Origin of the sequence: Roseibium sp. FZY0029, from assembly GCF_036350355.1 — a bacterium.
Lineage (GTDB): Bacteria > Pseudomonadota > Alphaproteobacteria > Rhizobiales > Stappiaceae > Roseibium.
Genome location: NZ_JAZDVZ010000005.1, coordinates 52990 through 79179 on the forward strand (window position 1 = coordinate 52990; position 26190 = coordinate 79179).

16 protein-coding genes are annotated in these 26190 nt (G+C 53.4%); 3 read left to right on the forward strand and 13 right to left on the reverse strand.

Annotation, left to right across the window (positions count from 1 at the left end; translation table 11 throughout):
* Positions 1-83 precede the first annotated feature (83 nt).
* Positions 84-731: a TetR/AcrR family transcriptional regulator gene (locus V1T76_RS15180; protein ID WP_330561518.1), complete on the reverse strand. Its 648-nt coding sequence runs from the start codon at positions 729-731 to the stop codon at positions 84-86.
* Between the two features lie 438 nt (positions 732-1169).
* On the opposite strand from V1T76_RS15180, the gene V1T76_RS15185 reads away from it, so the two are divergent.
* Together V1T76_RS15185 and V1T76_RS15190 are read left to right on the forward strand one after the other, a co-directional pair.
* Positions 1170-2465, forward strand: coding sequence for an HlyD family secretion protein (locus V1T76_RS15185; RefSeq protein ID WP_330561519.1), 1296 nt, complete (start codon positions 1170-1172; stop codon positions 2463-2465).
* Between the two features lie 214 nt (positions 2466-2679).
* Positions 2680-4239: a DHA2 family efflux MFS transporter permease subunit gene (locus tag V1T76_RS15190; RefSeq protein ID WP_330561520.1), complete on the forward strand. Its 1560-nt coding sequence runs from the start codon at positions 2680-2682 to the stop codon at positions 4237-4239.
* 60 nt (positions 4240-4299) lie between these two features.
* Here the strand turns inward: V1T76_RS15190 and V1T76_RS15195 are convergent, their stop codons facing one another.
* From V1T76_RS15195 to V1T76_RS15230, 8 genes are all read right to left on the reverse strand, one after another.
* Positions 4300-5160 carry a hypothetical protein gene (locus V1T76_RS15195; RefSeq protein ID WP_330561521.1) on the reverse strand — a complete coding sequence of 287 codons (861 nt, stop codon included), beginning with the start codon at positions 5158-5160 and terminating at the stop codon, positions 4300-4302.
* Positions 5160-6929, reverse strand: coding sequence for a caspase family protein (locus tag V1T76_RS15200; protein WP_330561972.1), 1770 nt, complete (start codon positions 6927-6929; stop codon positions 5160-5162). The genes V1T76_RS15195 and V1T76_RS15200 overlap by 1 nt, the downstream gene beginning before the upstream one ends.
* Before the next feature lie 1101 nt (positions 6930-8030).
* On the reverse strand, positions 8031-9881 hold the full coding sequence (locus V1T76_RS15205; protein ID WP_330561522.1) for a TniQ family protein: 1851 nt from the start codon (positions 9879-9881) through the stop codon (positions 8031-8033).
* The gene (locus V1T76_RS15210; protein WP_330561523.1) at positions 9878-10948 is read right to left on the reverse strand and encodes a TniB family NTP-binding protein; all 1071 of its coding nucleotides are present in this window, start codon (positions 10946-10948) and stop codon (positions 9878-9880) included. Before V1T76_RS15210 ends, V1T76_RS15205 begins: the two co-directional genes overlap by 4 nt.
* 52 nt (positions 10949-11000) lie before the next feature.
* Complete coding sequence (locus V1T76_RS15215) at positions 11001-13262, reverse strand: Mu transposase C-terminal domain-containing protein (RefSeq protein WP_330561524.1); 2262 nt, start codon at positions 13260-13262, stop codon at positions 11001-11003.
* Positions 13262-13759, reverse strand: coding sequence for a hypothetical protein (locus V1T76_RS15220; protein ID WP_330561525.1), 498 nt, complete (start codon positions 13757-13759; stop codon positions 13262-13264). Before V1T76_RS15220 ends, V1T76_RS15215 begins: the two co-directional genes overlap by 1 nt.
* A gap of 1003 nt (positions 13760-14762) precedes the next feature.
* Positions 14763-16703, reverse strand: coding sequence for an AAA family ATPase (locus tag V1T76_RS15225; protein WP_330561526.1), 1941 nt, complete (start codon positions 16701-16703; stop codon positions 14763-14765).
* Between the two features lie 660 nt (positions 16704-17363).
* A complete protein-coding gene (locus V1T76_RS15230; protein ID WP_330561527.1) occupies positions 17364-17885 on the reverse strand; it encodes a PIN domain-containing protein in 522 nt (173 codons plus the stop codon).
* A gap of 658 nt (positions 17886-18543) precedes the next feature.
* Here V1T76_RS15230 and V1T76_RS15235 point away from each other — a divergent pair.
* Entirely contained in the window at positions 18544-19494 is a 951-nt protein-coding gene (locus tag V1T76_RS15235; RefSeq protein ID WP_330561528.1) for an HNH endonuclease, read from the forward strand.
* 20 nt (positions 19495-19514) lie between these two features.
* On the opposite strand, the gene V1T76_RS15240 is transcribed toward V1T76_RS15235, so the two are convergent.
* The 4 genes from V1T76_RS15240 to V1T76_RS15255 all read right to left on the reverse strand — a co-directional run bounded on the left by V1T76_RS15240 (position 19515) and on the right by V1T76_RS15255 (position 26076).
* On the reverse strand, positions 19515-19928 hold the full coding sequence (locus V1T76_RS15240) for a very short patch repair endonuclease (RefSeq protein ID WP_330561529.1): 414 nt from the start codon (positions 19926-19928) through the stop codon (positions 19515-19517).
* A gap of 151 nt (positions 19929-20079) precedes the next feature.
* Positions 20080-21291, reverse strand: coding sequence for a DNA cytosine methyltransferase (locus V1T76_RS15245; protein ID WP_330561530.1), 1212 nt, complete (start codon positions 21289-21291; stop codon positions 20080-20082).
* Position 21292: 1 nt separating this feature from the next.
* Positions 21293-23101, reverse strand: a complete 1809-nt coding sequence (locus V1T76_RS15250) for a response regulator receiver domain (RefSeq protein ID WP_330561531.1) — start codon at positions 23099-23101, stop codon at positions 21293-21295.
* Positions 23098-26076, reverse strand: a complete 2979-nt coding sequence (locus V1T76_RS15255) for an ATP-binding protein (RefSeq protein WP_330561532.1) — start codon at positions 26074-26076, stop codon at positions 23098-23100. Before V1T76_RS15255 ends, V1T76_RS15250 begins: the two co-directional genes overlap by 4 nt.
* Between the last annotated feature and the right edge of the window lie 114 nt (positions 26077-26190).

The window sequence follows — 26190 nt, forward strand, 5'->3', positions numbered from 1 at the left end:
TAAGAGCTTCGGACCGTCTGTCCGCCCCGGTCGGTCCGGATTTTTGATCGATGGGTGCAGTCCCAACGGCCAAGCGCTGGCTGTTATACGGCGTATGCTGCCATGAACACCTTGACCGCAGCATCGATGTTGTTCTCGAATTCATCCTGGCTCGGCTTGGGACTGGCATTGAGAAGCATACGTCTCAGCACGCCTGCCACGCACAGGTCGAAAAACTGACCGGCGGCCAGTTCAGCGTCGCAATCCTTCAACTCACCACGATTGATCCGTTCCTGGATGAAAGCGCCCAGGTCTCGCCGGCCCTGGCAGGGCCCGGCTTCATACAACAGCATGCCGAATTGCGGGAACTTTTCGGCGGCACCGATCACCATGCGAAGGGTCGACAATTTGTCCGGCTTCGACATTTTCTGCAGATAGCTGCGTCCGATCCGGCGCAGATCGGTTTCGACATCCGCCTTGCTCACGAGAGCTTCGCGCAGGATTTCCGCCTGGCTGTAGCGATCTTGCAGGATCAAAGCTTCAAACAGCGCTTCCTTGCTGTTGAAGTAGACGTAGAGCGTGCCCTTCGAGACACCAGCTTCCTTGGCGATCACCTCCATACTGGCGCCATCGAAGCCCTTTGCCAGGAAGACTGTTCGCGCCCCTGCAAGGATCTGCCGGTATTTGGCGTTGTCGGTTTTCTGGGCCGGGTCTTCTGAAAGCGCCGGTAGTTCCTGTGTGTCGGTGGTCATCGCAATCCCGAATTTCTGCTGTCTTTCAGTGTTTATAACAAGATATTTCGTCAAATATATGCTGTTTTGCGGAAGTTTTCTTGTCGGTCCCGAAGTCAACTTTCCGCAAGGCGATTCATCAATCCCATTACTATCGGCCAATTACCAGAACCGTTCAATCTTTCCCGACCAAACTTGCAACAGGGAGCATGTTGCAAAGCCGCAAGGGACCTGTCAGCAGGATCCTGTGGTCCGGTCGGTGCTCATGGGATGCGGCTGCAGCTTCTTGCTGTTTTTATGTCTGTCTGTCCCGGTTGCTCGACGGCATTGAGTTTGTGTGCGCTGCAAAAAATTTGCCGCAACCCTTGCGCTGACTAGGATTATGAACATATAAATGCCATTGACCGAACCGTTCAGTCAACGTCTGAGCGATCATGAATTTGGGCAAAGGATATCATCGTGGCACTCAGAGAAGGCCGCAACGAGAGCGGTGCGATCGGTGGCGGGCCGCAAACCGCGAGCCCCCAGAAGGATGATGGCAACACTGCAAGCGGCGCGGAAAGCAAGCAGGCAACGTCCCCTGATGCGAAAGACGCGAGCGAGGCCAAGGGTGACCAGGTGGCTGTGCCGTCAAAGGCCCAGGTGTCGACTTCAACAGCGTCTTCGCAAACGCCTCCGTCCAAAAAGAAGGGCAAGGCCAAGCGGGTCTTTACGCTGATCCTGCTCGCGGGCCTCGGCTTCGGCGGATACGAAGCCTATCACTGGTGGACCGAAGGCAGGTTTATCGCTAGCACGGACGACGCCTATGTGAAGTCCGACATAACCGTGATCCTGTCCAAGGTTTCCGGATATGTTGCATCGGTTGCCGTTGGCGACAACCAGCGTGTGAAGGCCGGCGACGTCCTTTTGAAGATCGACGACGGAGACTACAAGCTGGCCGTTCAGTCGGCCAAGGACTCCATCGACAGCGCCCGGGCGACGGTCAATCGTATCGCAACCCAGATCACGGCTGCGAAGGCCTCCGTTCAACAGGCTGAAGCGTCTGTTGCGGCAGCCAAGGCAAAGAAAGAAGAAGCTTCCGCCAATTTCGACCGCCAGAAAAAACTCGCGGACAACAAGTTTGCCAGTCAGGCAACACTTGATACGGCAGACGCTGCCCTGAAGGGCGCGCAGGCGGATCTTGAGAATGCCCAGGCAGCGGTAACGCTGGCCAAGGCCAATATCGATGTGCTGAACGGGCAGAAGAAGGAAGCCGAGCAGGCGGTGGTTGCTGCCAAAACCGCTCTTGAAAAGGCCGAACGCGATCTTGCCTTCACGGTCGTTCGAGCCCCTGTCGACGGCATTGTCGGGAACAGGGCGGCCCAGGTGGGCTCCCTGCTTCAGCCGGGCAGCAGGATTGCGGCGGTCGTGCCTTTGGCCGACACTCATATCGATGCGAATTTCAAGGAAACTCAGCTGGAGGGCATCAAGCCCGGGGCAGAGGTTGAAATTTCCGTCGACGCTTATCCGGATCAACCGATCCGCGGAACGGTTGAAAGCATCGCCCCTGCGACGGGTTCGGTGTTCAGCCTGCTGCCGTCTGAAAATGCGACCGGCAACTTCACCAAGGTGGTTCAACGCGTCCCGGTGAAGATCAAGGTTCCGGAAGAGGAAATCACAAGCGGCCATCTGCGGGCAGGCATGTCGGTGGTGGTCGCTGTCGACACCAGAACTGGTGGCCAGAAGGCCAACGTCACCGTTTCTGCGCTTCACTAGGATTGCGGTGCATGTCGATGATCCGCACCGATTCAAGTCATCCCCGCGGCCTCCAACCGCACACGCCCGGTATCCGCCTCTGGCGGATACCGCCCCTTTGATGAGCATCCCTTGATTGGCAGCTTGCCATGAGGACTCAACTTTTTTCGACTGACTGGCAAACAGATTTTCTGCCGCTTTCGGCAAAACGCCAGCCGGTCCAAGGCTACGTCACATGAGCGAGACGGCACAAAGCGAATCCATCGACGGGCGCAAGCTGTTCACCTTTCTTTGCATGGTGTTCGGCATGTTCATGGCGATCCTGGATATCCAGATCGTGTCCGCGTCGCTGTCTGAAATTCAGGCAGGCCTCGGCGCTTCCCAGGACGATATTCCCTGGGTGCAGACAAGTTACCTGATCGCGGAGGTCATCATGATCCCGCTGTCCGGATATCTCTCGCGCATGCTGTCCACCCGCTGGATGTTCGCACTGTCGGCGGCCGGGTTCACCATAATGAGCCTGATGTGCGCGACTGCCTCCACCATCGAGGAAATGATCATCTACCGCGCCTTGCAGGGGTTTCTGGGCGGCGGCATGATCCCGACGGTTTTTGCGACTGCCTATCTGATTTTTCCGCGTGAGAAATTCAACGTCATTTCTCCGGTCATCGGTCTGGTGGCCACGCTTGCGCCGACCATCGGCCCGACGCTCGGTGGTTATCTGACCGAATTCGGCTCTTGGCACTGGCTGTTTCTGATCAACGTGGTGCCGGGCATCTTCGTAACGCTTGCTGCTGTCACCCTGATCGATTTCGACGAACCGGATCTGTCGTTGCTCGACCATTTCGACTGGTACGGCTTTGCCGCCATGGCGATTTTTCTCGGGTCACTGGAGTTCGTCCTGGAAGAAGGCTCGGGCGACGACTGGTTCCAGAGTGGCGAGATCGTCCTGTTCTCCGCGGTGACCGTTCTGGGGGCCGCTATCTTCTTCTGGCGGGCCTTTACCGCACGCGAACCCATCGTCGACCTCAGGGCGTTTACCGACAAGAACTTCGCGATGGGCAGCTTGTTCAGCTTCATCATGGGCGTGGGGCTTTACGGCCTGACGTATCTCTATCCGGTCTATCTCAGCGGCGTTCGCAACTACACGTCTTTGCAGATCGGCGAGACCATGTTCGTAAGCGGTCTTGCCATGTTTCTGACGGCGCCGATTGCCGGCCGGCTGATGTCGCTGCTCGATCCGCGTGTGATGATGGCAATCGGCTTTTCAGGCTTTGCCATCGGCACCTACATGGTGACCGGCATCACCCACGACTGGGACTTCTGGGAGCTTTTTGTTCCGCAGATCCTGCGCGGCTGCTCGCTTATGCTCTGCATGGTGCCGATCAACAACATCGCACTTGGAATGCTGCCACCGCCGATGATCAAGAACGCTTCGGGCCTGTTCAATCTGACCCGAAACCTCGGCGGAGCGGTAGGCCTTGCGGTCATCAACACGCTTCTGACCAATCGTCAGGATTTTCATTACGAACGGATTTCCGAAACGGTCAACTGGTCGCGTCCCGTCGTCAACGAGACCTTGAGCAACATGACACATGCCTTTTCGGAGCTTGGCCAGAACGCGGAAACCGCGGCCTTGAAAACCCTGTCGGGCATCGTCAGCCGGGAAGCGTTTCTGCTCTCTTTCTCGGATGTTTTCCTGATCCTGACTGGGATGTTCGTTGCCCTCGTCGCCGCGCTTTATTTCGTGGAGCGGCCGAAACCGGCGCCTGCCGGCGGAGGTGGAGGTCATTGATTTGGGTGGGCCGGCCATGAAGCCGGACCAGCTCTGCTTAGTGGATGCCGTGTTTTGTGATCAAAGGACGGTTTTCAACGCCTGGACCACGCCCTGATGCGGCAGATAACCGATGATGCCATGGGCGTTATCGGTGAAGTTGTCGACTGTGCCATCGTCCTCGATGCCTGTTGCAAATTCTCTATGCAAAGCTTTGCCGAGTGAGACGAAGTCAGACGGATCGTAGAAATTCAACCATCTTTTGACGGAAGCCGGCTTGAACCGAGGCGGACCGAGTTTCTTCTTGAATGCCTCCAAGCCTAGCGGTGATCCCATTGTTATCAGGAGCGGGATCTCGATGTCCGTTCCACTCTTTTGTATTTCTCTCAATAGTTTGAACGCGACCACTGTTCCAAGGGAATGTGTGATGACAACCTGTGGACTTTCTTTCAGGTAAGGCCTGACAAGATTGTCGACCGCCGTGCCGGCTCCAGGTGAGGAAAGGTAGGTGTGTCCCTGTTTAACGACGCGGAGCAACAAGGAGCCCTTCAGCGGCGAAATCTTTTCCAGTGCGCGTACGAGGCCGACGAGAAACCGGCCAGTCATGCTGTCCATGGCAACGACCTCAGCAGCGTCTTGTTCCGCCGAGGCAATGTCTGCATCCGTTAGATTTTGAACTTCTGCCGCTTCTTGAAGTGCGGATGTGAGAAAGGCAATTTCGTCTGCGTCGCCGATGTTCACATCGGTTGCGCCTGTGCCCATTCCCACGGCCGTATCACCATTGGCCCAGTTCGCCAGTGTCGTTCCGTAGTAGGCCATCCGCGTTTCTGCATTCGCAAGAAGCCCGGGCGAAACCTTGTGAAGGCTCTCAGTCCACTTTTCGAGAAGCTCTTTTTGGGTTGAACCTTCCTGCCCAATGCCATGTATCATAAGGACCTTCATCAGTTTCCCTCCATATGAAACTTTCGGATCAAAATTTCCGCGCCATCTCGGCTAAAGGACGTGAACTGGGATGGGAGCAGATAAGGAATGACGTCTCGAATGTGCTCAGCGGGAATAACTTCCTCATTCTCCGGCTCTTCGACAAACTCCCATCCCTGGCGCAGCCAAGGCCAAAGACCTGCAACGAAACCGGAAATCGGCTCGGTACCTCTCGTGACCCATTCAGGCAATCTATCGTTTTCCGGAGAGGCGCTACGCGCGGCTATTGAAGGGACATCGGTCGCGTAGGCTGGTCCGTTCCTGTGAAAGGGCAACAGTCCCATATAGGCGATATCGAACGGGATGGCCTGACCGTAGAGGCAGTAGAAATATGCCATGCGACGAATGCTGTCGATGTCTCCGCTATAGTCGTAAAGATAGCTCGATATCGCTCCTAACGTGGGGTTTACGTGCTTCATTTCTCTAAGTTGGGCGGCGATGTTATCAACCTGGTCGGCGGAAAGGCGTCCCGCCTGAAGGTTGGAAATGGCATCGATTGAGGAGTTGATCTGGGGCTGCGCCTCGGCCCAACGACTGGCGCAAGCCCAACCGATCACCCCACGTTCGTCACGGCTCAGGACGGTGAGAAGCTCATCGTAGACGACAGTCGATGCAAAGATGCCATCGTCGAACTCAACCAGGATCTGGGTCGCGCTTTGAGGTGAAACATCAACCTTGTACTCGCTTGGGCGTGCTTTATTTCCGCTGTCGGCTGCGTGTTCAGTTGTCCAGAGTCTTGTCGGCGTCGGCCCGAGGATGACGAGATTAACATCTTCATGTGCATATTCTCTTCCAAGACGGAAGCTTTGTCGGATGTCGTGAGGCGGTCTTTCGTCGTGTGGAGCCGGCGCTAATTCAAAGAGCGCTTCATCTTCCTGAGGCGGCGCATGCTTCGAAATTTCAAGCCCGGCACTTGGTGCCGATGGCGTTTCCGGCGGAGCGGGCCACAGTAATGTCGCGGCATCGCCGTTTCCGGGATTGTCGCGGCGGAAATAGATGAAATGATCCCTTGGAGTGCCGACTGTATTTTCAGGAGCGCACTTGAGACGATAGAGTTCGCTAATCTCTTTCATTCTCGCTTTGCTGAAAAGATCCAGTGACTCGGAGGTAACGCAGTCACTAACGTATTTGTCGAACGCTTCATCGCGATGGCCAGAGAGGCCTTCGAGCAAAACGGAAGAAAAGATACACCGGGCAGGGGCGTTTTCATCGCCCGGCAACATATACGCTTCTTTACCGTCCGTGACGGCGTTGAAGCGGTCGATGATCGGAAAACTGGGGTCGTAGGGCCCCCGTGGCAGAACCGAATCCTGACTGAGGTCAGCGATATCCACGCTGGATGGAAGCGAACGGCAAGCGTCACTCAATATGGTCAGGTTCTCGATGCCGTGGCCATAGAGGCGCTTTTTCAAACCTTCTACCGATATTGCACGTAATTCGGTGTTCCAGTCGCTTGGGAGCCACATGTTCTGTTCTGCTCCGGCGCGGTAGCCATGGCCGGCAAAATGCAAAACAAACGCGTTCACGATGTCGTTTTCCGGAAGGAGTTCCAGAAGCGCCGTGCGAATGCGGGAGACTGTAACGGGGTCTTTCCCGTCATCCGTGAGGATCGTCGTCCTATAACCCGACCGCTCAGCCCATTCCTTCATTTCCTTCGCTGCTGTAATGGCGCCAGGCAAATAGGAGAGCGGTTGGGCTCTGGACACACCGATGGTCAAGCAAAGTTTCACCAACTGGGGCCTCCTCCTCCAGTTTTGATTGGGCATTGTTCATCCTGCATTCATTGGTTGCAAGCTCAATTTCAAGACGCCTGACAAGGAGTCGGATGACAATCGGCCGCTTCTAGGAGAGGGGAACGAGGTGATGGCGCTGACTGGCGGGCAACCCGACACGCTATCGGGAGAAAAAAGTTTTGCTGACCGAACGCAGGAAGTTGTCTTTTTGGGGTTGCCGGAACCGATGGTTCCAGATCCGACGGACCGGAAAATCATAACTGGTACTTTGGGAATATCCGGTGGTGGACGGCTGAGTTTATTGAGGCGGCGAAGCGGCACTCATGATCCGCGTCGACATATCCTCATCCGAAGCGGAGAAACTTGCGGTACGGGGCGGATATTCCTCGAAGAAGCAACGAACTTGTTCACCAGGCCAAGAGCCGGAACGATTGCCGAGGACGTGTTTTCCTGCCATTCGCCAAACCCTCGGGAGCGGACTACAATTTCCAGTTCGGGCAGACGCTTGTCTCGACGCGCGTCAAGGTTTACCGCGATTTGCTGCCGAAAACCATCTGGAGGGGACGTCAGCCTATCTGACCCAGACGATCCAGCTTGGTGCGAAACAGTAGAACGAGCAGTGCCCGTTCAATTGGTGGTCAATGCGAAGTGGCAGCTTGGAAGAAATCTTGCCACTTGTAGGGAAGACTCGCTGAACGACAAAACCCGCCCGATCGTTTCCGACGGGCGGGTTTTTTCGTCTGGGCGCCGGGAGCCGCGCTGTGGCTGGTGGACACCGGCCTGGGCGAACTCCCGGCTAAGCTTTAAAGCACTCAAATCCAGACCTCCGGCCGCTGCCGACCGGATGTAGAGGCGACCTAGGTTTGTCTCCAGAATGAGAACCCCCATTGAATCTATTTAACTTTTCGCCCCGAAGGCAAAAACTCTGTCTCCAGGGCGACTTAAGGTGTGTCTTCCGACGCTCCTTCCATCCGGATTGCAGGCAAAAGAAAACCCCGCACGATGGCGGGGCTGGGTAATCGACGATCGAGTCTTGAAGGCTTGCTGCCGGAAGCCGGGCTAATTTAGATGACCTCCACCCTGTTACGGTGGTCTGGGCTAGATCGCGTGACCGCTTCGGCTCAGCGTAGACAGAGCGTCGGCCCGGCGAAAGATGACAGACCGATGGGACTGAACAGTGAAGACAGGTTCGATCCCCATGTCCGCCAAGAGTTTTCCAGCGCGTCTCGGCCAGCCTTCGGATCCGATTTTCTCAGCGAGCTCCTTGAGGGAAATATGCTCGGCTGCAAATGCCTCGACATCATCGGGTTGCACAAGTCGTGCTTCTCGAGTGCTGTTGGCATAGACCTGATATGGGGTTGACGGCAGATCCCCGTTTTTGATGAGGGCTTGCGCTGTACCCAGGACGACACCGAGTTTTTCCGCAACCTGCCTTGCCGTCAGCCCGGGGAGCGCCTTTCTCTGGACCTTTGCCGATACTTCCGAGGCATCCACGAGCACGCCCGCAAATCCGGCGTGTTCCGGATCGACCGAAACTCGTTCCAGCTGGTTACCCTGAAGCAGACGAACCACATCGGCATAACCACAGGAAGCCAACTTGATGCACTGTGAAAGAGGGACCAGATCTCCGCTGGATCCTTTTTCATACCGAATGCTCGCCAGAAACCTATCGAGGCGGGCCTTTGAGTGCGACAGTCTTGTGCCCGGGCCATCTCCCAACAACGGCTTGATAAAACCAGCGACCTGAACCTGTTCCCACTGTGTCCGGTTCATACCGAGATACTCGCGCGCATTATTCCCGGAGATCTCTTCTGCGGCGTCCTGAAGAAGAGGGAGGGCCTCTCCGGCATCGAAAAGGATGCGAAGGTCGCTCAGGCTTGCCTGCTCTTCGGAAATGATACCGTTCTGGAGCAGGAGTTTTTTCAACCGCTTCGGATGGATGTCGTATTCCAGGTGTGCCGAATAGACCGAATGTACCTTTCTCGGCTCCATGATGGTTCCCAAAAACTCGTCGCCCGGGCCGAGCGGCAAGTGCCCAAGGGCATGGGTGCGAACCATTTCACGGAGAGGCTCCATGTCTGGGTTCTTTCGGCCGTCTTGTAGCCAGGCAAAGAAACTGGCAGCCAACCCCTTGGCACCCCGCGCTCTGACACGCGACCAATCAGAATAATGAAGCTCCAGGAATTTCAAAAACGCTTCTCTACCATCGGAAATGAATTCGAAGCCCGTTGCGCCAGCTGCGACGCGATCTTCTTCCCGGAGTCCGTTCCAGGTAAATGTCCGTCCGATCCTCAGTGTCGCACCAACCATCTCGCAAAGCTTAATCGCGAGATAGAAAGGAAGCACGCCCAACAGATCTGACTTGTCTTCTCCCCCGGCCAGGCGTGAAGCTGCGTAATCTGCGAGCGGGGAATACGCAAGTGCTCTTGCCGCCGTTGCCAGCCTATGTACTTCATCACTCCGTCGCTTCATGAGCGCGGCAATATCATTCCTGATCGAATGATTTTCACTGGCATTAAGAGTAACCAAAAGATTGCGGTGAATGTGACAAGTACGGACCTGCGGGACCGACCAGCTTGCTCGAAGCCAGGCACGCGCTTCCGGTTTGTTTTCGGGGCCACGGACGATGTCTTCGATCAAGCAATGAGGGCAAAACCGAAAGAACGATTTTGCGGTTGCCCTTCTTGAAATCAGCTGTCCTCCCAGAAATATTCCGTTGCCGGTCTTCCGAATTGAGGACGTCTCGAGTTCAGTGACGGCAACTCCAGAATATCCAGCGAGCTTTTCGAGACTGTCCGGATCCGAGTTGTCGATGCCGCGCAAGTCCAGTCCCATGTCCTTGGAGAACTGGTGGGCGGTGGAAATTCCATTCATCGCTGCCAACCGAGAGACCAGACTACGTGGCGTTTCACCAGGTCGCAGTTCAACCGTGCGAGAAAGTGGGCTCATTTGCTCGCCCTATTTTGGCTAAAACGACGTGCTTCCTGCTCCTGACGTTGGGCGGTAAGCAGGTAGTCCTTCAGGGCATTGCCCGGGATGACCGCCTTCCAATCTGCCGCGGTGAAAATGTTGGCGTCCGGCTTACATCCCGAGAAACGGGCATAGGCCTTCACGAAATCCCGAGCTTCGACCTTTTCCCGGTTGTCTCGTAGGACATCGAAGATGACCTCCCGGACAAACTGGATCGCTGTCCCGAATGCGTTGTTGGTTGCGTGCATGACGCGGTTCGCGAACGGCCCGCTCAAAACCGCATCTTCCGCTTTCATTTCTGCATGTGTGCAAATCACCCCCTCAATAGATTTGCGAAGCCTTTCGGTATCAACCCCAGGACGAAGCGGGTCGAACCTGATGACTTTGCATCGGTTCTGGAGCTGTTTGTCTTCATGCTGAAGAAACTGTGCGAGACTCGGAACACCGGAAAAAATCGCGTTGAGAGGCCAGTCCGGCATTTGAAGCAAGCTCTTTACGACATCCGCGGTTTTTTGAATTCCGACGTGGTTCGTACTGCGGATCGCATGTTGCATTTCATCGATGTGAAGCCAGAGCACGCTTCGCTCCCTGATCTGGTCGCGAAAGAGATCCCACATCTGGTTTTCTTGCCGGTCGCGTTCGATCGGGTAACCGATGGCCTCGAGACCTGTTCTCGCGAACAATTTCATTGTCAACGGCTCAGGAGCGTCGAAGGAAACTGCCGGCATGATCTCCTGACCGAAGTCGTCGATGTAGGGCTGGAAAGTCCGCTCACGGCTGAACAGACGTCGAATGGCCGTCGACTTCCCGGAACCAGAGTCGCCGATCACAAACAATGCCCTTTGCTTGTGGGCTTCGCTCGCGGCATAGCCGGAGTGGTCGAATGCAGCTTGTGCTTCGATCATCCTCTGGATCATCTCCTCAAGTTCTGCATCCAGGCTTCGCGCCACATAACGAGAGTTGATCCATGCGATCCGCTCTGCACGCTCCTTGGCATCCGGAGACATCTGACTACGAAGGCGGTCAAGTGCTGGATTCAGGTTCACGTGGTGTCGTGATGAGGGGATGTCATTTCTCAAAGCTGTCAAACTCCTTCTTCTATTCAAAACTGATGTCGCTGGCGTCGTCGTCAGACCAGGTGTCGATCCTTGGATCTTCCACTTTCACCGGGTCGTCGCCCGGGACATTCGAGCCGTCAGATTTGTCCTCATCCCGCTGATAGCGATCCTCTTCCGGTACCGGATCGGCCAAATCCCAAAACGCCGGACGTTCGTATTGCTTACCGTCCTCCTCGCGAGGGGCGGTCAGGTCAATCCGCTTGTGAGGGGAGCTTTGTCGTTTGATCGTTCGGAGGCTGGCAAAACGTTCTTTGTCCAACCATTCAAGCCATGCTCTGTCGCTTCCACGATTATGGAGCGGATTGATACCGGATCTGAGTTCGGCAATCCGAGCGCTATTGCGGACATCGACGGCGGCCTCAGCTGCCATGTCCATTTCGAGAGCAACGTTGGCTCCATGTTCCGCCTCGTGGCGAGTTCCAATGATCGCCCATTCGTAGATGCTCATGTCGGAGGGAGGGGCAATGTTCGCCGTGACATCGAACCATTCGTGCAACTTGCCATTCCAGACAGAGATGGTCGAAATATCGAGCCGGTCGATACGGCAGAGTGCCTTCTTCCCATGAAGGTGCTTCTGGAGGTGCTCGGAGTTGTATTGCAGGCCGAGAAAGCGGATGCCCTCCGAGTTGACTGTGCGCTCCGCGTCAATGCCCAAACATGCGCGAAGGGTATCTCGGTCTGGAGCCTCTTCCGGCGGGTGTTGGCGGGTCATTCTCAGCCAGGCGCTTCTAGGCGATTCACCACCAAGGTTTTCGTGTCCAGTGCGGTGGTAGATGTCGATAGCTTGCCGCAGGATCCCATGGGCGATCGTGTCCGCGAACAACGTGGCTTCCTCTTTCGGGTCACGGTCTCCCTTTTCCAGCACGTTGGAGAAGGTGCGGCCACTGTACTCGTTCAAGAACGTTTGCGAGAAGGTCTTGAACGAGCGCTCGATGTGAGGGCGTGCGCGAGCATCTCCAGCCTTGGGTCGCATCAATTCGATTCCCAGATCCAGAGCGGCGGTTTGGAAGCTTTCCGACGTGAAGGCAGCGCCATTGTCGGTGACGATGGTTTCGATCATTCCGTGGTAGGGCCAGGAACATGCGGCGCCAATAAAATCCGCAATTGCGGACTTGTCCGTCAATGCCAATTCCAGCGTTTCGATCGCCATGTCGCCGGAAGGATCCCGGTCATGTAGTTTCAGAGCCAGCACGCATCGTGTTGCAACGTCGATGGCAACGGTTGCCCACAGCCGGGCGCGCTCGACCGCCTTTCTTTCTTCTTCGTTCAGCGTTTCCCAGACGCCGAGGTCAGTTAGGATCACAATCAGATCCAGCTTCCATTCGTCCATTTCGACGCGCTCAAGCGGATACACGTAATCAAAGCCGATGCCGCTCGACTTGTATTTGGCCAAGGCAACTTTCTCGCCGTCTCTTTGTGCTGTCACATGGAATTGGTCCAATTCACTGATGTCCTTCTCGAAAGTCTTTCGGCAAACCGGGGTCAACAAGGGAAGATTCTTTTCTCCTCGTGTTTTGTTTTCGGCACGGATGCGCTTGAAGTACTCGCCGTACTGGTGAGCCATTGATGGGCGGCGGGGAGAGGCATACCCGAGAACGTAGGGATTGCGGATCAGCAACTCATCCGGGTTCGTTCGCCGTGCCCGGGTCACGCCGTTTCGATATCGATGGACGAATGCCTCGCCACTGCATTCATGGCGCTGATATGCCCTATAAAGGCGGGCGAAATGGCGGGTAGACGGAAGTTCCTGGTTGAAGCGTGGCTGTTGCTTGCCGCTTCGCGCCCGAGTGTTGAACGCTTTCTTCAGCTCGGCCTGCGCTTCGGGCAGCAGCCAGTCGAGACATGCTTTGCCGAGGTTCACCTTGCTATCAATGAGCCCCTTTTCCCACTCGACTTTCTTGTCGTCGAAGTACCGGCACAGTTCCCTGTAAAAAAGGATCCGCTCCCTTTCCGACAGGGGGAGGTTACGCAGGATTGATCGGTCCTGCCGACGATCCTTGGCCGAATTCGAAAGTGTATTGCGCTTGCGGATCACAATGGATCCATCAACGAGGCGTTCCGAAAACTGAACATGGTCGAAAAGCTTGATTTCGGCAGAGCCGGAACGTTGTTTGAAGACGTGTTGGCGATGGTCCGAAGCGATCAAGCGACACTCAATGCCATCAATGAAATAGTCATCGCGTTCACTGAGGTTATAGCGCCGGGGTTCGACCACCACCGAATTCTCACTGAATCCATTCATCACGCCACCTCCATGTCATTGGAGATGACGCGTAGCCATGAGCGGTCGATCACATGACCGGAAAGTTCCGGGATCAGGACACCGTCGTCAATAAGATTCCAGACTGCGAGCCGCCGATATCCTGGAACATCGGAATTCTGAAGCAGCGTATGAAACAGGACACGTGACCCGACAGTGGAGAGCAGCGCGCGGACTTCCTGGACATATTTTTCGTCGCGGAAACGCCGTGCGCGACGGAGGTACCTCGCGTTGTGGACGTTCCCAGGGCTAAAATCCTGATCGGTCACGATGACTGCGCGATGAGCGTATCCGTCCAGGGATCCCTGCGCGTGGATCAAGTCGATGGTGTCGGCGAGCGAAGGACGTCCATCTTTTGGCTTGGAAACCACGCGATCTGACGGCTTGACGGCATAAGCCTCAGCATATCCCGAGGAATACAGGGCGCAGTAGTCGAACGTGTGAGTTCGCTCGTGTCCCTCGGTATCAATGAACTTCACCTTGGGCCACTGGTCTCGCAGTCCCACTAGATCGGTCCGAGATAGGAGAATGTTTCGGACGGGCCGTTCGATGTTGCTTTCCGCCGTGATCTCCCTGTTGAATTCGGGAGCAACGGCGAACGAACGCGTGGATCCAGCGGACCGGGTAGGCGGCCGACGGGTGCCGGTCGAACGGAACGGTGGTTTAAACGAGTTAGAAGTGCTGTTGCTGGGAGCGTTTACGTCCGCAATATCGCGCATTCCTCGGAAGCGACATTTGCTTCGCGGCGTCGCGACTTTGAAGGTGCGGAAAGATAGGTGGTGGACTCCGGGATAGAATAGTCTTCCGGAACTCCAGCACGGCGGTTTAGCAGGTGTTCGAGTTTAAGGCGGGCTTTGTTCACGAGGGTCTCCTATGCTGTTGCGAAGGTTCCCTGGCCCCGTTGCTTGTCGGAGTATCGACGAAGGCACGAGGCGGAAACCAACTCGAGGCAATGCGTCCGCTGGGACGTATTATCCGCAAGTGTCGAGCTCGAAGGGCGCGCCAAAACGCGTCCTTCAGCAGCAGTTCTTGAGCCACGATCCATATCCGTTAGGGAGGGGCATGGCTGTCCGGGATGCGGGAGTAAGCGGTTGACCGCGGCCTCCTGTCTCCAGTTCCGCCTGAACGGGATTGTTCAGGTGTGGTGGCTGGCAAGCGCAAAACTATCGTCAGCGGGGGATCAACGCCTTGAGGCGTCGAAGCTCGACTGAGGAATGTCTTTTCAGGCCAGCGATATGGAGATGAGGAGATTGGCTTCGGAAGAAGCGACGGGTGAAAGCATGGTATTCATGGCGGCTACCTCCTAAATTCCTGCCAGCCTAAAGCCGGTGGTTGAAGCCGAAGTCGAGACACGGAACGAACCCTATGAACGTCCAGCTCGGGGGCGCGGTTGTACCGGCAACCCCCCATTGGAGTCGAGCCCGGGTCTCGATCCCTTAGTCGAAGTTTTCTGGAATGGTTATTGAACATCTAAACAATTGGCTAGATTGTGTTTGTATTCGATTGAACCAAGGGCGAGATCTCTTCCCGGGAGAGACGCCCCTTTTTCACCAGTGCATTTGCTACGTCTTCCAGCTGCTTCATGTTTGAAGCCAACAGCCCTCGCACCCGCCGCATCTGAGCCTTCAAAACCAGGTCGCAGGATTTCGCGAATTGCTCGTCGTCCCGCACCATCCTCTTGAGTTGGGCCATGGTGAGGTCGGCCCTGAAAACCAGATCACCATAAATGCCGGAGGACGCAATAAGCCGTGCCGCGATCATGGTGGCGCGTTCCAGGTCCGATCCTGCAACCAACCCCGATCCATCAGACGGATGATCGAAAAGTATGGCTTCCGCCGCATGCCCGGCAAGAAAAACGGCAATTCGATCTTCGTAGTCGCTTCTAACCTGGAAGCTGGAATGGTCGTGGGAGAAGACCGTGTAGCCCCCATCTCGGCTCTCCGCGACGTTCGTCGTACGGAAATACTCGCGGATGACGAGTTCTGTCGCGACGATTCCTCGAATGGCATATGCAGCGACCGCATGACCAGCTTCATGGACCGCGTTGCGTCGCAGTTGGGATGAAGGTACTTTCAAAAATTGGTCAGACAGGACGTTGAGCACGTGCCGCCCAACCGAAGTGCCTCCAGAACGCCGGGCTGATCTCCGACAGTCCCGCGCCAGACGTTCCAGATCTGCTCCAGAGCAGCCCTCCGTCAAAAGCCCAACCTCGTCCAGTATCGTCTCGGGGGGATCGGTTTGCAGGTGCTGTTTGAAGATTGCTTTACGAGCTTGGAGATCCGGAAGCGGAATTTCAATGATCCGCTCCAGCCGCCCGGGCCTCAAAAATGCAGCGTCAACTGTTTCGATGCGATTGCAGGCGGCTACAACAACGACGCCATTCCGCTTTTCCGTTCCGTCCATGAGTTCGAGTAGCCCGGTGATCACTTGGGTGGCATATTCCGGCGCGTGACGAGAAAGTGTCGCCCGGTTGCCAATGCCGTCGAATTCATCGATGAAAAGTACCGACGGAGAGTTTTTTCGTGCTTCATTGAAAGCCTTACTCAGACCTTTCAGCATGTCGCCAAGATGCCCCAGAGCTTGGTTCTTTGTCAGGGAACACTCGACGAAATGTGCATCGCACGATTTTGCTAGCGATCGGGCAAAAACCGTCTTTCCTGTCCCAGGCGCACCTAATAGCAGTACTCCACGGTCGACGTCCGACCATTGCAGTGCTCCATTTTTCCAATCACGCAGGTCTTGGGCTAGTTCGAGGCCCCAGCTTTTTGCTTCGCCATATCCGGCGATGTCATCAAGGGATGGTGCATTGCCTTCTACGTCGACAATTGGTTGAGCCGTCTGCTCTGCCTTTCCAAGGGCATTGATGATGCGAAGCGCAGCGTCGAGCGGTCGGTTTCCCCGAAATGCGATTGAAAGGTTAGAGATATTGCTCGTGATGAGCTCACTGGCGATTTCATCGCTCAAATGAAAATCGCGAGCGATTTTTATGGCCGCTTGAAGATGCCTTTGTTCCGGACGAACGACGACGATTGCTTCTGCGATAGTTCGGAAGGCCTCGGACAACGGGTGCTTGGGCGTCCCGATGGCGATCAATCGCTGGTTCTCGGTTATGCTTTTGCCGAGAGAAAACTCTTCGAAGGGCTTATTGCGCCTGTATCTCTCCCTCCCGCCGTCCTCGATGAAATAGTGAAATTCCGGCGCAGTAGTTCGACCCGGTCCGTCCGGGGCGTGGCTTTGAAACTCAAGTTCAAACGCCCGTTCGAAGAGCGTCGTGTCAACGTCATTCGGCAACTCCGCACCTAGGATATAGGCGGTTCGATATAGGAGCTCCGGACATTCTCGAAGTGCACGACGGACCGCCATGCGAGCCATCAGCAGGCCGACGGATCGTCCGGTTCCGGCGATAAGGTTGGATCTTTTCATTGAATTCCCTGAGGCAAACGCCTCCTGATCGTTCCGGAGAGCAAATCCCGGCACGCTGGGGCGTTGATGTAATTGAACGTTGGTGGGCTGTTTTGGTTAGGCGGCTGAGATGGGTAAGCCAGGAAACGGGACCGGTCTGGCTGGCTCCTCAGATGCCGGACTCAACGACCTATTGAACGACGTCCCTCAAGGTAGACGTCGATGTGATTTTCGAGCCGAACCCAGCCGCTGGAGAGGAGCGCACTGGAATTGTCGTCTGAGAAAGCAAAGACGGGTTCCAGGATGGGCGTTGTCTCAAGCGAACCGATAATTGCTGGGAAGGGAAGGAGCGTCTTGCTCCAGTCCGTCACGATGTGGTCGGTCAGGCGATTGCTGCCTGACGGACGTCCTGTTGAGCGGAGCGTCTGGATTTCATGGGCAAGTGAAAGAAATGTTTCCGGTTCAAATGCAAGCGACCGCGGAGTGAAGCGAGGGGGGAATTTCATAGCGTGGATGTTCCTGACGGGAAGAAAAAATGGACCTCACGCACGGATTTGTCGTGCCAGGTTGAGGTCGTTCCGAGAATGTGGTGGTACGGGTGCGTATTATCGGTTCTTCAATGTCCGCGATGGTGCGCGAGGCATACCTTGGCCGATGCGGCATCTGCTTTTCTCCAATGGTTCAGTGGTGCGTTACAGGGGCGGGAGAAAGGGCTTCCGGATCGGAGTCGATCGGATTGATCAGCCCGGGTAACGGAAAGTAGCGATCGATCAGTTCGAAGGCAGACACGTTGCGGGTTACCAGGCACGAGCCGGATGTGATTGCGGTCGCGGCTATAGCCAGAGCCTGAGAAGGTCGTGGACGTTTCTTTCGTGGGTCGTTTATCCAAAGATGCGTTAGCGCACGTTCAGACGTCATTTCGGCGTGGATCCGGGAGGCTTCCAGTGTCATCGGAATGAAGGGAATCCTGGTTCTCAAGTCATCAAACCAGAGGTCCAAGCTGTCCGCTTTTAAAGGATTCGTATGGCGCAGCCGGAATATGCCTCGTTGTATCTCCAGCGCGGCGCCATAAGGCACGTAGAGTGCGCAGTCGGGAACCAGATTTAACCAATTACGGAGGCCAGCATGTTGCTTGCACGAGTCCTTTGCGAACTCACTTATGATAGATGTATCAAGAAGATAGCGTGTTTCTTGGTCGGTCACTTTTGTCTCCTGCGAGTCGGTGAGACCGGTTTTTCCGGAACTTCCCGGACAAAAAGTTAATGAACACGATAAAAATTGTCAGAAATGACAATCAGGTAGAGTTGGAGAGATGACAAAGGGTACCGCGCGGAAAGGCCGTGCGAAGACTTCACCACGCTCAGTGGCGCCCGGGTCTTGGGAGGCAGATATTGTCGGGATCAGTGCAGTTCATTTCGGGCAGGAAGTTCAGGACGGTCCTCCCAGGCATGTGGTCGAGTTTTCTTACGTGGTGTTGTCGGCCGTTCTCAAGGGCGAGTGGAGTGACCTTCGGTGGCCAGCCTCTGTTCTGATCGTGGCCCCAACGACGAAGATGACGGCACAATGTGATGCCGGGTATTTACATCAGGTTCGCGGATCACCGCTGTTAAGCATGTCATTGCATGTCACCCGGCCCCAATATTCGGATATGTTGCGTTCATTCGAGCGCGGTTTGCCGAACGGGTTTTATTTCACTCTTGAGGACGGTGTCGACGGAGTGTGGCCCGTGCGGTCGTGGGGGATGGCAATGGATTCGGTATGCAAAAAGGGACGTTAAGCCACCCAGAGAGCAAGGCATGAAATATATGGAATATTATCTCCTACAGACCCGTCAGGATCTGCAAAATGGTTCTTCAATGACATGATGAAGCCGACCGATGACCATGGCCGCGAATTGGATGCACTTTTTTCCGTTGAACGATGGAGTGAAGGTTTCGACCTGATTGTTGAGTCTCGTGGTGGTTCTGATCATGGACCAAACGCAGCCAGAAATAGTGACTATGCACCTGCTATGGAACTCCATCTTTCCCGCATGGGTGCTTTAGGAATGGTACTTGAAGAGGTACAGGTAGCCAGTTCGATCGCAATGAAACTGCCAGAATCTGGTCGAAGGGTTTCTCTGGATCGCTTCATGTTTCCAGTGAATCTGTCCCGGTTGAGTGAGTTCACTGAATTGCGCCATTCTATTGGTCGAGCCTCAGCTGCTTACGGGAGGGTCGACGGAAGCGATCGCGGCAATAGAACAAAGCGAATGCTGCTGCGCATGAGTTGGCCTCGCGATAACGGATCCGATGCGAGAGGCATTGAAATTCTTCTGGCGTTCCCACGTGAGTACCTTTCCGTTGAAGAGGCGCCAACAGCTCAGCCTCGAGAACTAGACGTTAGGGTGGAAAGTGCGGTCAAACGCATTCGGGCGAAAGCAGAGACAGGCATCGTGGACCCTCCGCCCGGGCAAACGATGGCCGGTTCAATTTCGGTGAATGTAACGCGGTTCGTTCGAGATCCGAATGTTATCGCATGGGTGTTGAACGAAGCAGGCGGGCGATGTGAAATTTGTGAAACAATCGCACCGTTTCTACGATCGAATGGCGAACCGTATTTCGAAGTGCATCATGTCAGGCCTTTGGGAGAAGGGGGGCCTGATACGATAGACAATGCGGTGGCATGCTGCCCGAACTGTCATCGCAAGCTGCATTATTCTGCTGAAAAGGACAGTTTGAGAGTGGGTGTTATTAGCAAAATTCGCCGATTAATCGACTATCCAAAGGTCAAAGCGCACTCGCCAAAAACAGGCAATGGTTTCGAAATGTGAAGGTCGAGCAGTTCTCGCACTTATTCGCTTGGTTTAAGGTAGTCGCGAAGTACAGAAGTTAACTGATCTATATTTTTGGTTTCGCATTCCCAAATAATTAAATTCTCCCAACCAAGCTTCGTCAGTTCCGCAAGTTGCCTGTTGTCACGTTTTACATTCGCCTCAAACTTCGCTTTCCAAAAATCAGTTTTGGTTTTCGGCGTTGTTGTGCGGGAACAACCATGCCTATGCCAAAAGCAACCGTGAACAAATATTACTTTGTGAAGTCTTGGAAAGACCATATCTGGTGTACCAGGAAGATCCCGCCTATGGAGCCGATAGCGGTAACCTAGTCGGTGAACTATCCTACGTACGATCATTTCGGGTCCAGTGTCCTTTGCTTTTACGCGGCCCATTAAATTTGATCGTGCGTCTTTTGTTAATCTGTCCGCCATTGTCTTGTTTGATTCAAAGGGATCCTGCCGGAAGATCGTAGTGAGCACAAAATGCTGGTCTTTTTCACATGGTTCTGTCTGATTGTTTGAAGCTAACTAGCACAATCACTGTGTAATTATTCGAAAGTGGTAAACGCTCGTGTTTGCCTGGTCACTTTTGCACTGTGTTTGACTTAAGATCGGATGAATTTGCACGTGATCGTTCCAGCACTTCACGCAGGTATTCGCAGAGGAAGCGTGCCAATTGGACAGGAACTGCATTGCCGATTTGGATGCCAGCAGCCATCAAGCCCCCCTCGAATTCGAAGTCATCCGGAAATGTTTGCAGCCGAGCGGCTTGACGTGCGGTGATTCCATGATGTTCGGTGGGGTGCACAAACCGTCCTTTAGACGGGTTTATACAAGCTGTCGTCATAGTTGGCGATGGGCGTGCAGGGTCGATCCTTCCGTAAACGTCTTTATGTCCGTTGTGTTTCTCATGGCACGGTAAAACTCGATTAGACTGGCTACGAGACCCTCCATTAGGTGGGGTGCTTTTGAAAGTTTCAATAAGCGCTGCGCCATGTGACATATGTACGTCGTTCTTGTCATTTTCTCGGGCTGGCATTTCGAATGCCACTGCTGCCGAAATCCAGGGTAAAAGTGGATTGTTGGGAGTGGAGCGCGAAGGGTCTCCATAAATCGGTAGAGGCGGCCAAGTCGCATCGAATGTGACCCGCGACGGATCGTATCCAACGATGAACACTCGTTTCCGGTTTTGAGGGACGCCAAAGTCGCGAGCATTGATCATAATTGGGTCGATCACGGCATAGCCGCTCGAACGCGCAGTCTCTAGAAATTTTTTGAGGTAGCCTGCATGCTTCGGTTGCAACATCCCTGGAACGTTTTCTAAAAGGAACATCCGAGGCTGTATAGCTCGAACAAACTCGAAATACCTCAGAAGCAGTGCATTTCTAGGATCGTCGACTCCAGTCTTTTTAAGTCGATGAGTTGAAAAACCTTGGCAAGGAGGTCCACCAAGCAGCAAATCACAGTCCCCTTCAATCAGACCTGCCTCATCCATAAGATCATGGGGGTTGAGCTCAAGAATGTCCCTTTCGAAAACTGCGATTTCTCGTCCGGACAGGTTTCTTATTTTCTTTCGATACGTACTTGCCGCATGACAGTAGTATTCAACCGCCGATCGGACCTCGAAACCCGCTCCAATCGCCCCCAGAGAAAATCCACCTGCGCCCGCGAATAGATCGACGCATAAAGGAGACTTTGCCGCGTTTTCAGGCGAAGTCGAATATGGTTGTTCGACTAAATGATCAAAGTCGAACGCACTCGACTCCTCCGCTTCAATTCTAGGAGACTTCAACACTTTAGTTGCCTCCTTCAGTGGTATCGATGTCTTCGCCCTCGAAATCCAACCCTATTCTTGATTGCGATGTTATAAATTTTGATTGAGTTTCTAAGGCATATTCGTACCTCAACATGCCGCAAACTCTTGCTTCCGCATGTTTTACAATTGGTGTCGTCGGGCCCTCTACTGAGCTTGGATCAGCTACAAAACTAACGTGGCAAACCGCGCCAGAGGAATGTGAAAGAAAGCCGTCTGCTTGGACGTACATCGTCATCCAGGTAGGAGAAGCACCAAGGTTAGGGGCTACGGAGAATGACCGACGAGTTGTTTTACCTTTTTCGTCAAAAATATTTGCGAATACTTGTCCTCCTCTTGTTGCAGCGGCCAGAGCTTCCTCAGTATTGCGAGGTAGGAGTTTCAACGCTGTGAATCGTTTTACTCCTTCTATCCTGTCGTATGGTTTCCCGCGGTGCCGTTTGGGAACCATGTCACATGCAGGCGTGAGACAAACCCAGTAATCTTCCCCAATTTGGAGTATGTGACCTAGTTCTAAATGGGCACTATTTACTGGTTTGCTTCCAACAAATGCGTTGTGACCAACTTTTGCATGAGCTTTTATTTTTTCATCAGATAGATCCAGATTGAAACGGGTTCCCGCCGCTTCTATTGGGTCGGTGTTAGAATCAACTTGTCTAATTTTTTTGGCAAACTCACTTACACTGGGTAGGAGTTGATCAAGCAATTGCTCCGCGTGATTGCGCACCGTCCTGTCCACTATGGTGTTGAGGTTACGATCATCAGCTTCGAGCAAGCGCCAATACCATACAGCAGCGACATCGGTTTCACCTAGAGCTTCGTCCTGAACTTCAATTCCCCGTTCGTTCATTTCGGCCCTTAATTTTGTCAATACCAGTCGAGATGGGCGTGGGTTCCAAGCAAAGAGTGCCTCGCGAACCTTTGGCATGAGTTCCTGTCCGGTTTCTTTGGACTTAAAGGCAACGAAACCTCTTCGTGATCTAATGAACATCTCAGGCGTTTCTTGCCAGTTTAGGACTTCGATGTCCTTTTGTGAAAAGCGGTCAGAGTTTTCGACTTCAAATGTCTCAAGCGCATGCCATATAGCATCTCTCCATTTGCTCGGATGCAAGTTTCCCGATGCAAATAAAGGCTTCAGATCACCCCAAGGAGGAGTTCTTTTGTGAACACAGCGTAATAATTCTTCGAAATTGCTTTTGAAAAATTCTCTTGCGGATACATATTGAGCGTCGCTGATGGATGCCAACAAAGCATCTTCATGTAGATCAAGAAAAGATTGTAACTGTGCGCAAACTTCTAGGTTACTGTCGATGCTGAAGCAGGGTTTTAGTAGACCGACAATGAATTCTGGGAATACACGGTCTAATTTTTCCTGCGTGTGTACTAGAATTAAGTTAAAGTGCTTGTTTGTAAGAGCTTCTCGAGCCATTCTAACAGCTTTTGTGCCGTCACCTGCTTTCTTCTTGTCAAGTTGGTAATCCAATATCAACAGATCTGTCTGTTGCAGGGTGCCGACTTTGTCTTCGTCAGTATCGTCGCTTGGATAGAACCCATCGTGAATGTCCAATAGATAAGGAGCTCCCGGGCGACGAAACTCTTCAATAACCGCTCGAACCTTGTCTCGGTTTTCCTGAGACTTATTCCAAGTCTTGTGATCGTGAAATACTTTCTGCTCTTCAGGGTTAAGCAAGATTTCATTTAAAGTCGGATAGTCGTCGTCGACAATTAATACGGATCGAATTGGATCTATGAATGCTTCGACGATGAGGTCTTGATAAGTATGTTCAGTCATTCCGCAGCCATTTCTTTAAAATCGACTCCTTGAAATTTGATCAAGAATGCGGCCCCTGAAAGTGGTACATCGTCGTCTTTGGTCTTGTAGCGAATCGTGTGACCACCTGCTGACAAGTTGGCTCTTACGAGGTAGAGACCCACGCCACGGCCGGAGCGCTGCTTCCGAGTGAAGAACAACTTGAAGATCTGATCGATATCTTCTTCGGCAACTCCTGGCCCACTATCGGAAACAACAATTTCTTCGCCGACAACATCGAGGATAATGTGTCTGGTGGATCTGGGCATTGTGCCGACCCAATAGATGCTGTTGTTTATCAAGTTCACGAAGACCGGAAAAACTCTCGCTGGCCGTTCATAAAGACGAAACTCTCGAAACGCAGTTGTTGTTTCGAAATTTATTCCCGCCCTGGTGAGGGTTGGTGCAAAAAAACGTTCCACGAAATTTTCGATTTCTGCACCTTCGATCCAGCGTTGAATCTTGTCACCGGATAAACGAAGTGGTGAAAGGAAGCGGAGCTGGTCGGTCAAGCCTTCTAGGCCAAGTCTGATGTCTCGCACAGCCTCACTATCCCGCATTTCTTTTGGCAATGCGTTTAAGCCTGTGGTCGCCATTTCGTCGAAGTCGGCAAGATCATGTGCAGCAATCTCCACGGCGATGCCCAGTTGGGCTAGAGCAGTCAAGCGGTCGAGTTCTACTGCTGCTTCCCTTAGATCTTGTACTTGAACGCTCGCGAGAGTCTCCAGATCAATTTGTTCGCGCACAGTTTCGAGCGCTGAAACATATAATCCGAAAAAACTTCGGTTCTCATCCATCCAATCGTTTTGTAGCGAAGCGAGTGTTTCGAAGACCTCACTGAAATCGGAACGGCCTGAAGAGAATCGTGCTTGAATGGCCTCCGCTTCTTGTTTGAAGTCAATCACCCGTTGGCTCGCCAACAGTCGGACCTCGTCGTATTGCTCCCGCTGAAGGTCTTCGATTTGGGTTTGGTATTTTTCAATCTGATCACGCACAGCCGACAGAGAGTCTTTGATCTGATCGGCTAGTATTTGTTCTGGCTTTGCCGCGCTGTACCTTGCGACTTCCTGACGTAGTTTGACTTCGTATTTAGATATCGCTTCAGAGACTTCGTCGACATGAGCTTGAGCCGCTAAGTAGCGCGGCTTTAATCTTGCCGTACCAGAAGGTTGGGGCCGCAAGGGAGTCTCCGCAATTACGTTTCTCCACCGAGACAAGTTAGAGGCCAACCTTGAAACGTCGGCGTCACGTGTGATGGTTAGCGCGCCAAGTTCTTTTACAATCTGTTCGTGTAGCTCCGGGAGTCGTGTTTCGGCTATTTCCAGTTCTCTTTGGAACTGTTTGCGCTCTCTTTCACGTAGTTTTTTTGCTTCCTCTTCCGCCTTACCTGCGCGATTCTTAGCGTTAATTTCTGTAATTCTGGGTTTTCTTATATCGGAAGCAGACCCAAAATATCGGCGTGCGGAAAGGTCGAGGATATTCCCCACCAGCGCACGAAATGTTTTGGCCGCTGTGTTGTCTATGAAACCTTCCCGCCCAGCCTTGTCTTTCAAGTTTGGATTAGCTTCGCGCTTGAGCGCAATTCTGCCAAACATCTGGCGGTGGTTCCAAAAATAACGACCTGCATTCTTGCTTCTTTTGTATTCGATTTCGAAGAAGTCATTGTCCGGTCGGCCATACGGAAGAACGCGAAGGCCGTCTCGGTAAATCATCAGTCCCGAGTAATGTTCCGCCAAGTCCTTGTAGCGCGAGTGTTCGCTTCTCGGATGTGTTGAGTTGTCCAATTCGAACTCCATTGAGGCAATGAAGATTTCGAACGATCCCACACGCGCATTGGCGCGATCTGGCATGGAAAGTTCTCTTGGCAGTTCAAACTCAACGCTGCCTTCAATCCAATTCCCAAACGCTTTAATTCGGCCACGGAAGATGCCGTCCTCTCCGACGGTGCCTTCTAATTGATGTTCCATCTCCTTAACTTGGGTTCTGTCGATAGTTTTTTCCGCTCCGACTATAACCCTAGTCTGTGCGCCATTTTCTTCAGTCGTGCGAACATCTGCACGATAAGAAAATTTTGGTTGTTCAATCCCGGCAGCATAGGGATCGACGAAATTGGAGAGGGTTTTTTCGAAACGGTCGCTTATCTCGTCGTTGACCATACTCGAGTCTCCTCTGGATGGTAGAGCTCGCAGAGTGTCATCAAGTTCAAATACCAGCATGGCAGTGCCCGGGCCTTCCCAATCCGATAAATGGTCGGATCTAAAGGGGAGCCTCTTCATGCTTTGGATTATTTTTTTAGAGGGTGGGAGGCTGGTGCGTATCGGCAATTCATTCGACCACGTTTCATCGTAGCGTTTCCATTCTTGTCGAATAGAATTTGGCTCTCCCTCTCTGTCCATAACGCTATTTGTCAGCGTCTCTGCAAAGGCTGGCAAAGACAAAAAAATCTCATTTTTGTTCTCAAAAGTGCCCGCAGCAATAGCGACATCAGACAAATTGAGGAAAGGATTTTCAAACATTCTCCAGTCAATAAGGGCGACGACATACGGATCATTTCGGTACTTCGTGATGAGCAGCAATACCGAACCCAATTTAGCGCTAGAGAGACGCCCGATACCTTTTTGTCCTTGGCGTGCGCGAACTTTCAATCCTTGCCGATCTTGAGCCGATGTAGGGCGGAGATCTGAAATTTTGCTTTCTGTACCGATTATTAGCCAACGTTCAAAAAGATCAGTTTGGCTCATGCCATGTCCGTCGTCGGTAAGTACAGCGACTGGGGTTTCTTCGTCGAATATCCTGAGCCTGACGTTACGGGCGTAGGCATCCCAAGCGTTCTTCCAAAGCTCAGAAATGGCAGTCGGGCAATCAGCAATCTGTTCGCGGCCGAGATGATCAATCGTTCTAGCGCGCGTTGCAAAAGTCTTGATATCAACGGACGGGGGAGACACTGTGTCTGTCAAGTTTGAAGTTTCTCCGCTTTGCAATTTTAGATTACTGAATTTGTATCAGCGTGAGGACCAATATCATTATGCCGTCAGAGGGTTAACGAGCAATATCAAATTTTCCTGCATCGC

Coding starts and splice junctions, on each gene's coding strand:
- V1T76_RS15180 (WP_330561518.1), bottom strand. CDS start 731: ATGACCACCGACACACAGGAACTACCGGCGCTTTCAGAAGACCCGGCC.
- V1T76_RS15190 (WP_330561520.1), top strand. CDS start 2,680: ATGAGCGAGACGGCACAAAGCGAATCCATCGACGGGCGCAAGCTGTTC.
- V1T76_RS15195 (WP_330561521.1), bottom strand. CDS start 5,160: ATGAAGGTCCTTATGATACATGGCATTGGGCAGGAAGGTTCAACCCAA.
- V1T76_RS15205 (WP_330561522.1), bottom strand. CDS start 9,881: ATGAGCCCACTTTCTCGCACGGTTGAACTGCGACCTGGTGAAACGCCA.
- V1T76_RS15215 (WP_330561524.1), bottom strand. CDS start 13,262: ATGAATGGATTCAGTGAGAATTCGGTGGTGGTCGAACCCCGGCGCTAT.
- V1T76_RS15225 (WP_330561526.1), bottom strand. CDS start 16,703: ATGAAAAGATCCAACCTTATCGCCGGAACCGGACGATCCGTCGGCCTG.
- V1T76_RS15235 (WP_330561528.1), top strand. CDS start 18,544: ATGATGAAGCCGACCGATGACCATGGCCGCGAATTGGATGCACTTTTT.
- V1T76_RS15240 (WP_330561529.1), bottom strand. CDS start 19,928: ATGGCGGACAGATTAACAAAAGACGCACGATCAAATTTAATGGGCCGC.
- V1T76_RS15250 (WP_330561531.1), bottom strand. CDS start 23,101: ATGACTGAACATACTTATCAAGACCTCATCGTCGAAGCATTCATAGAT.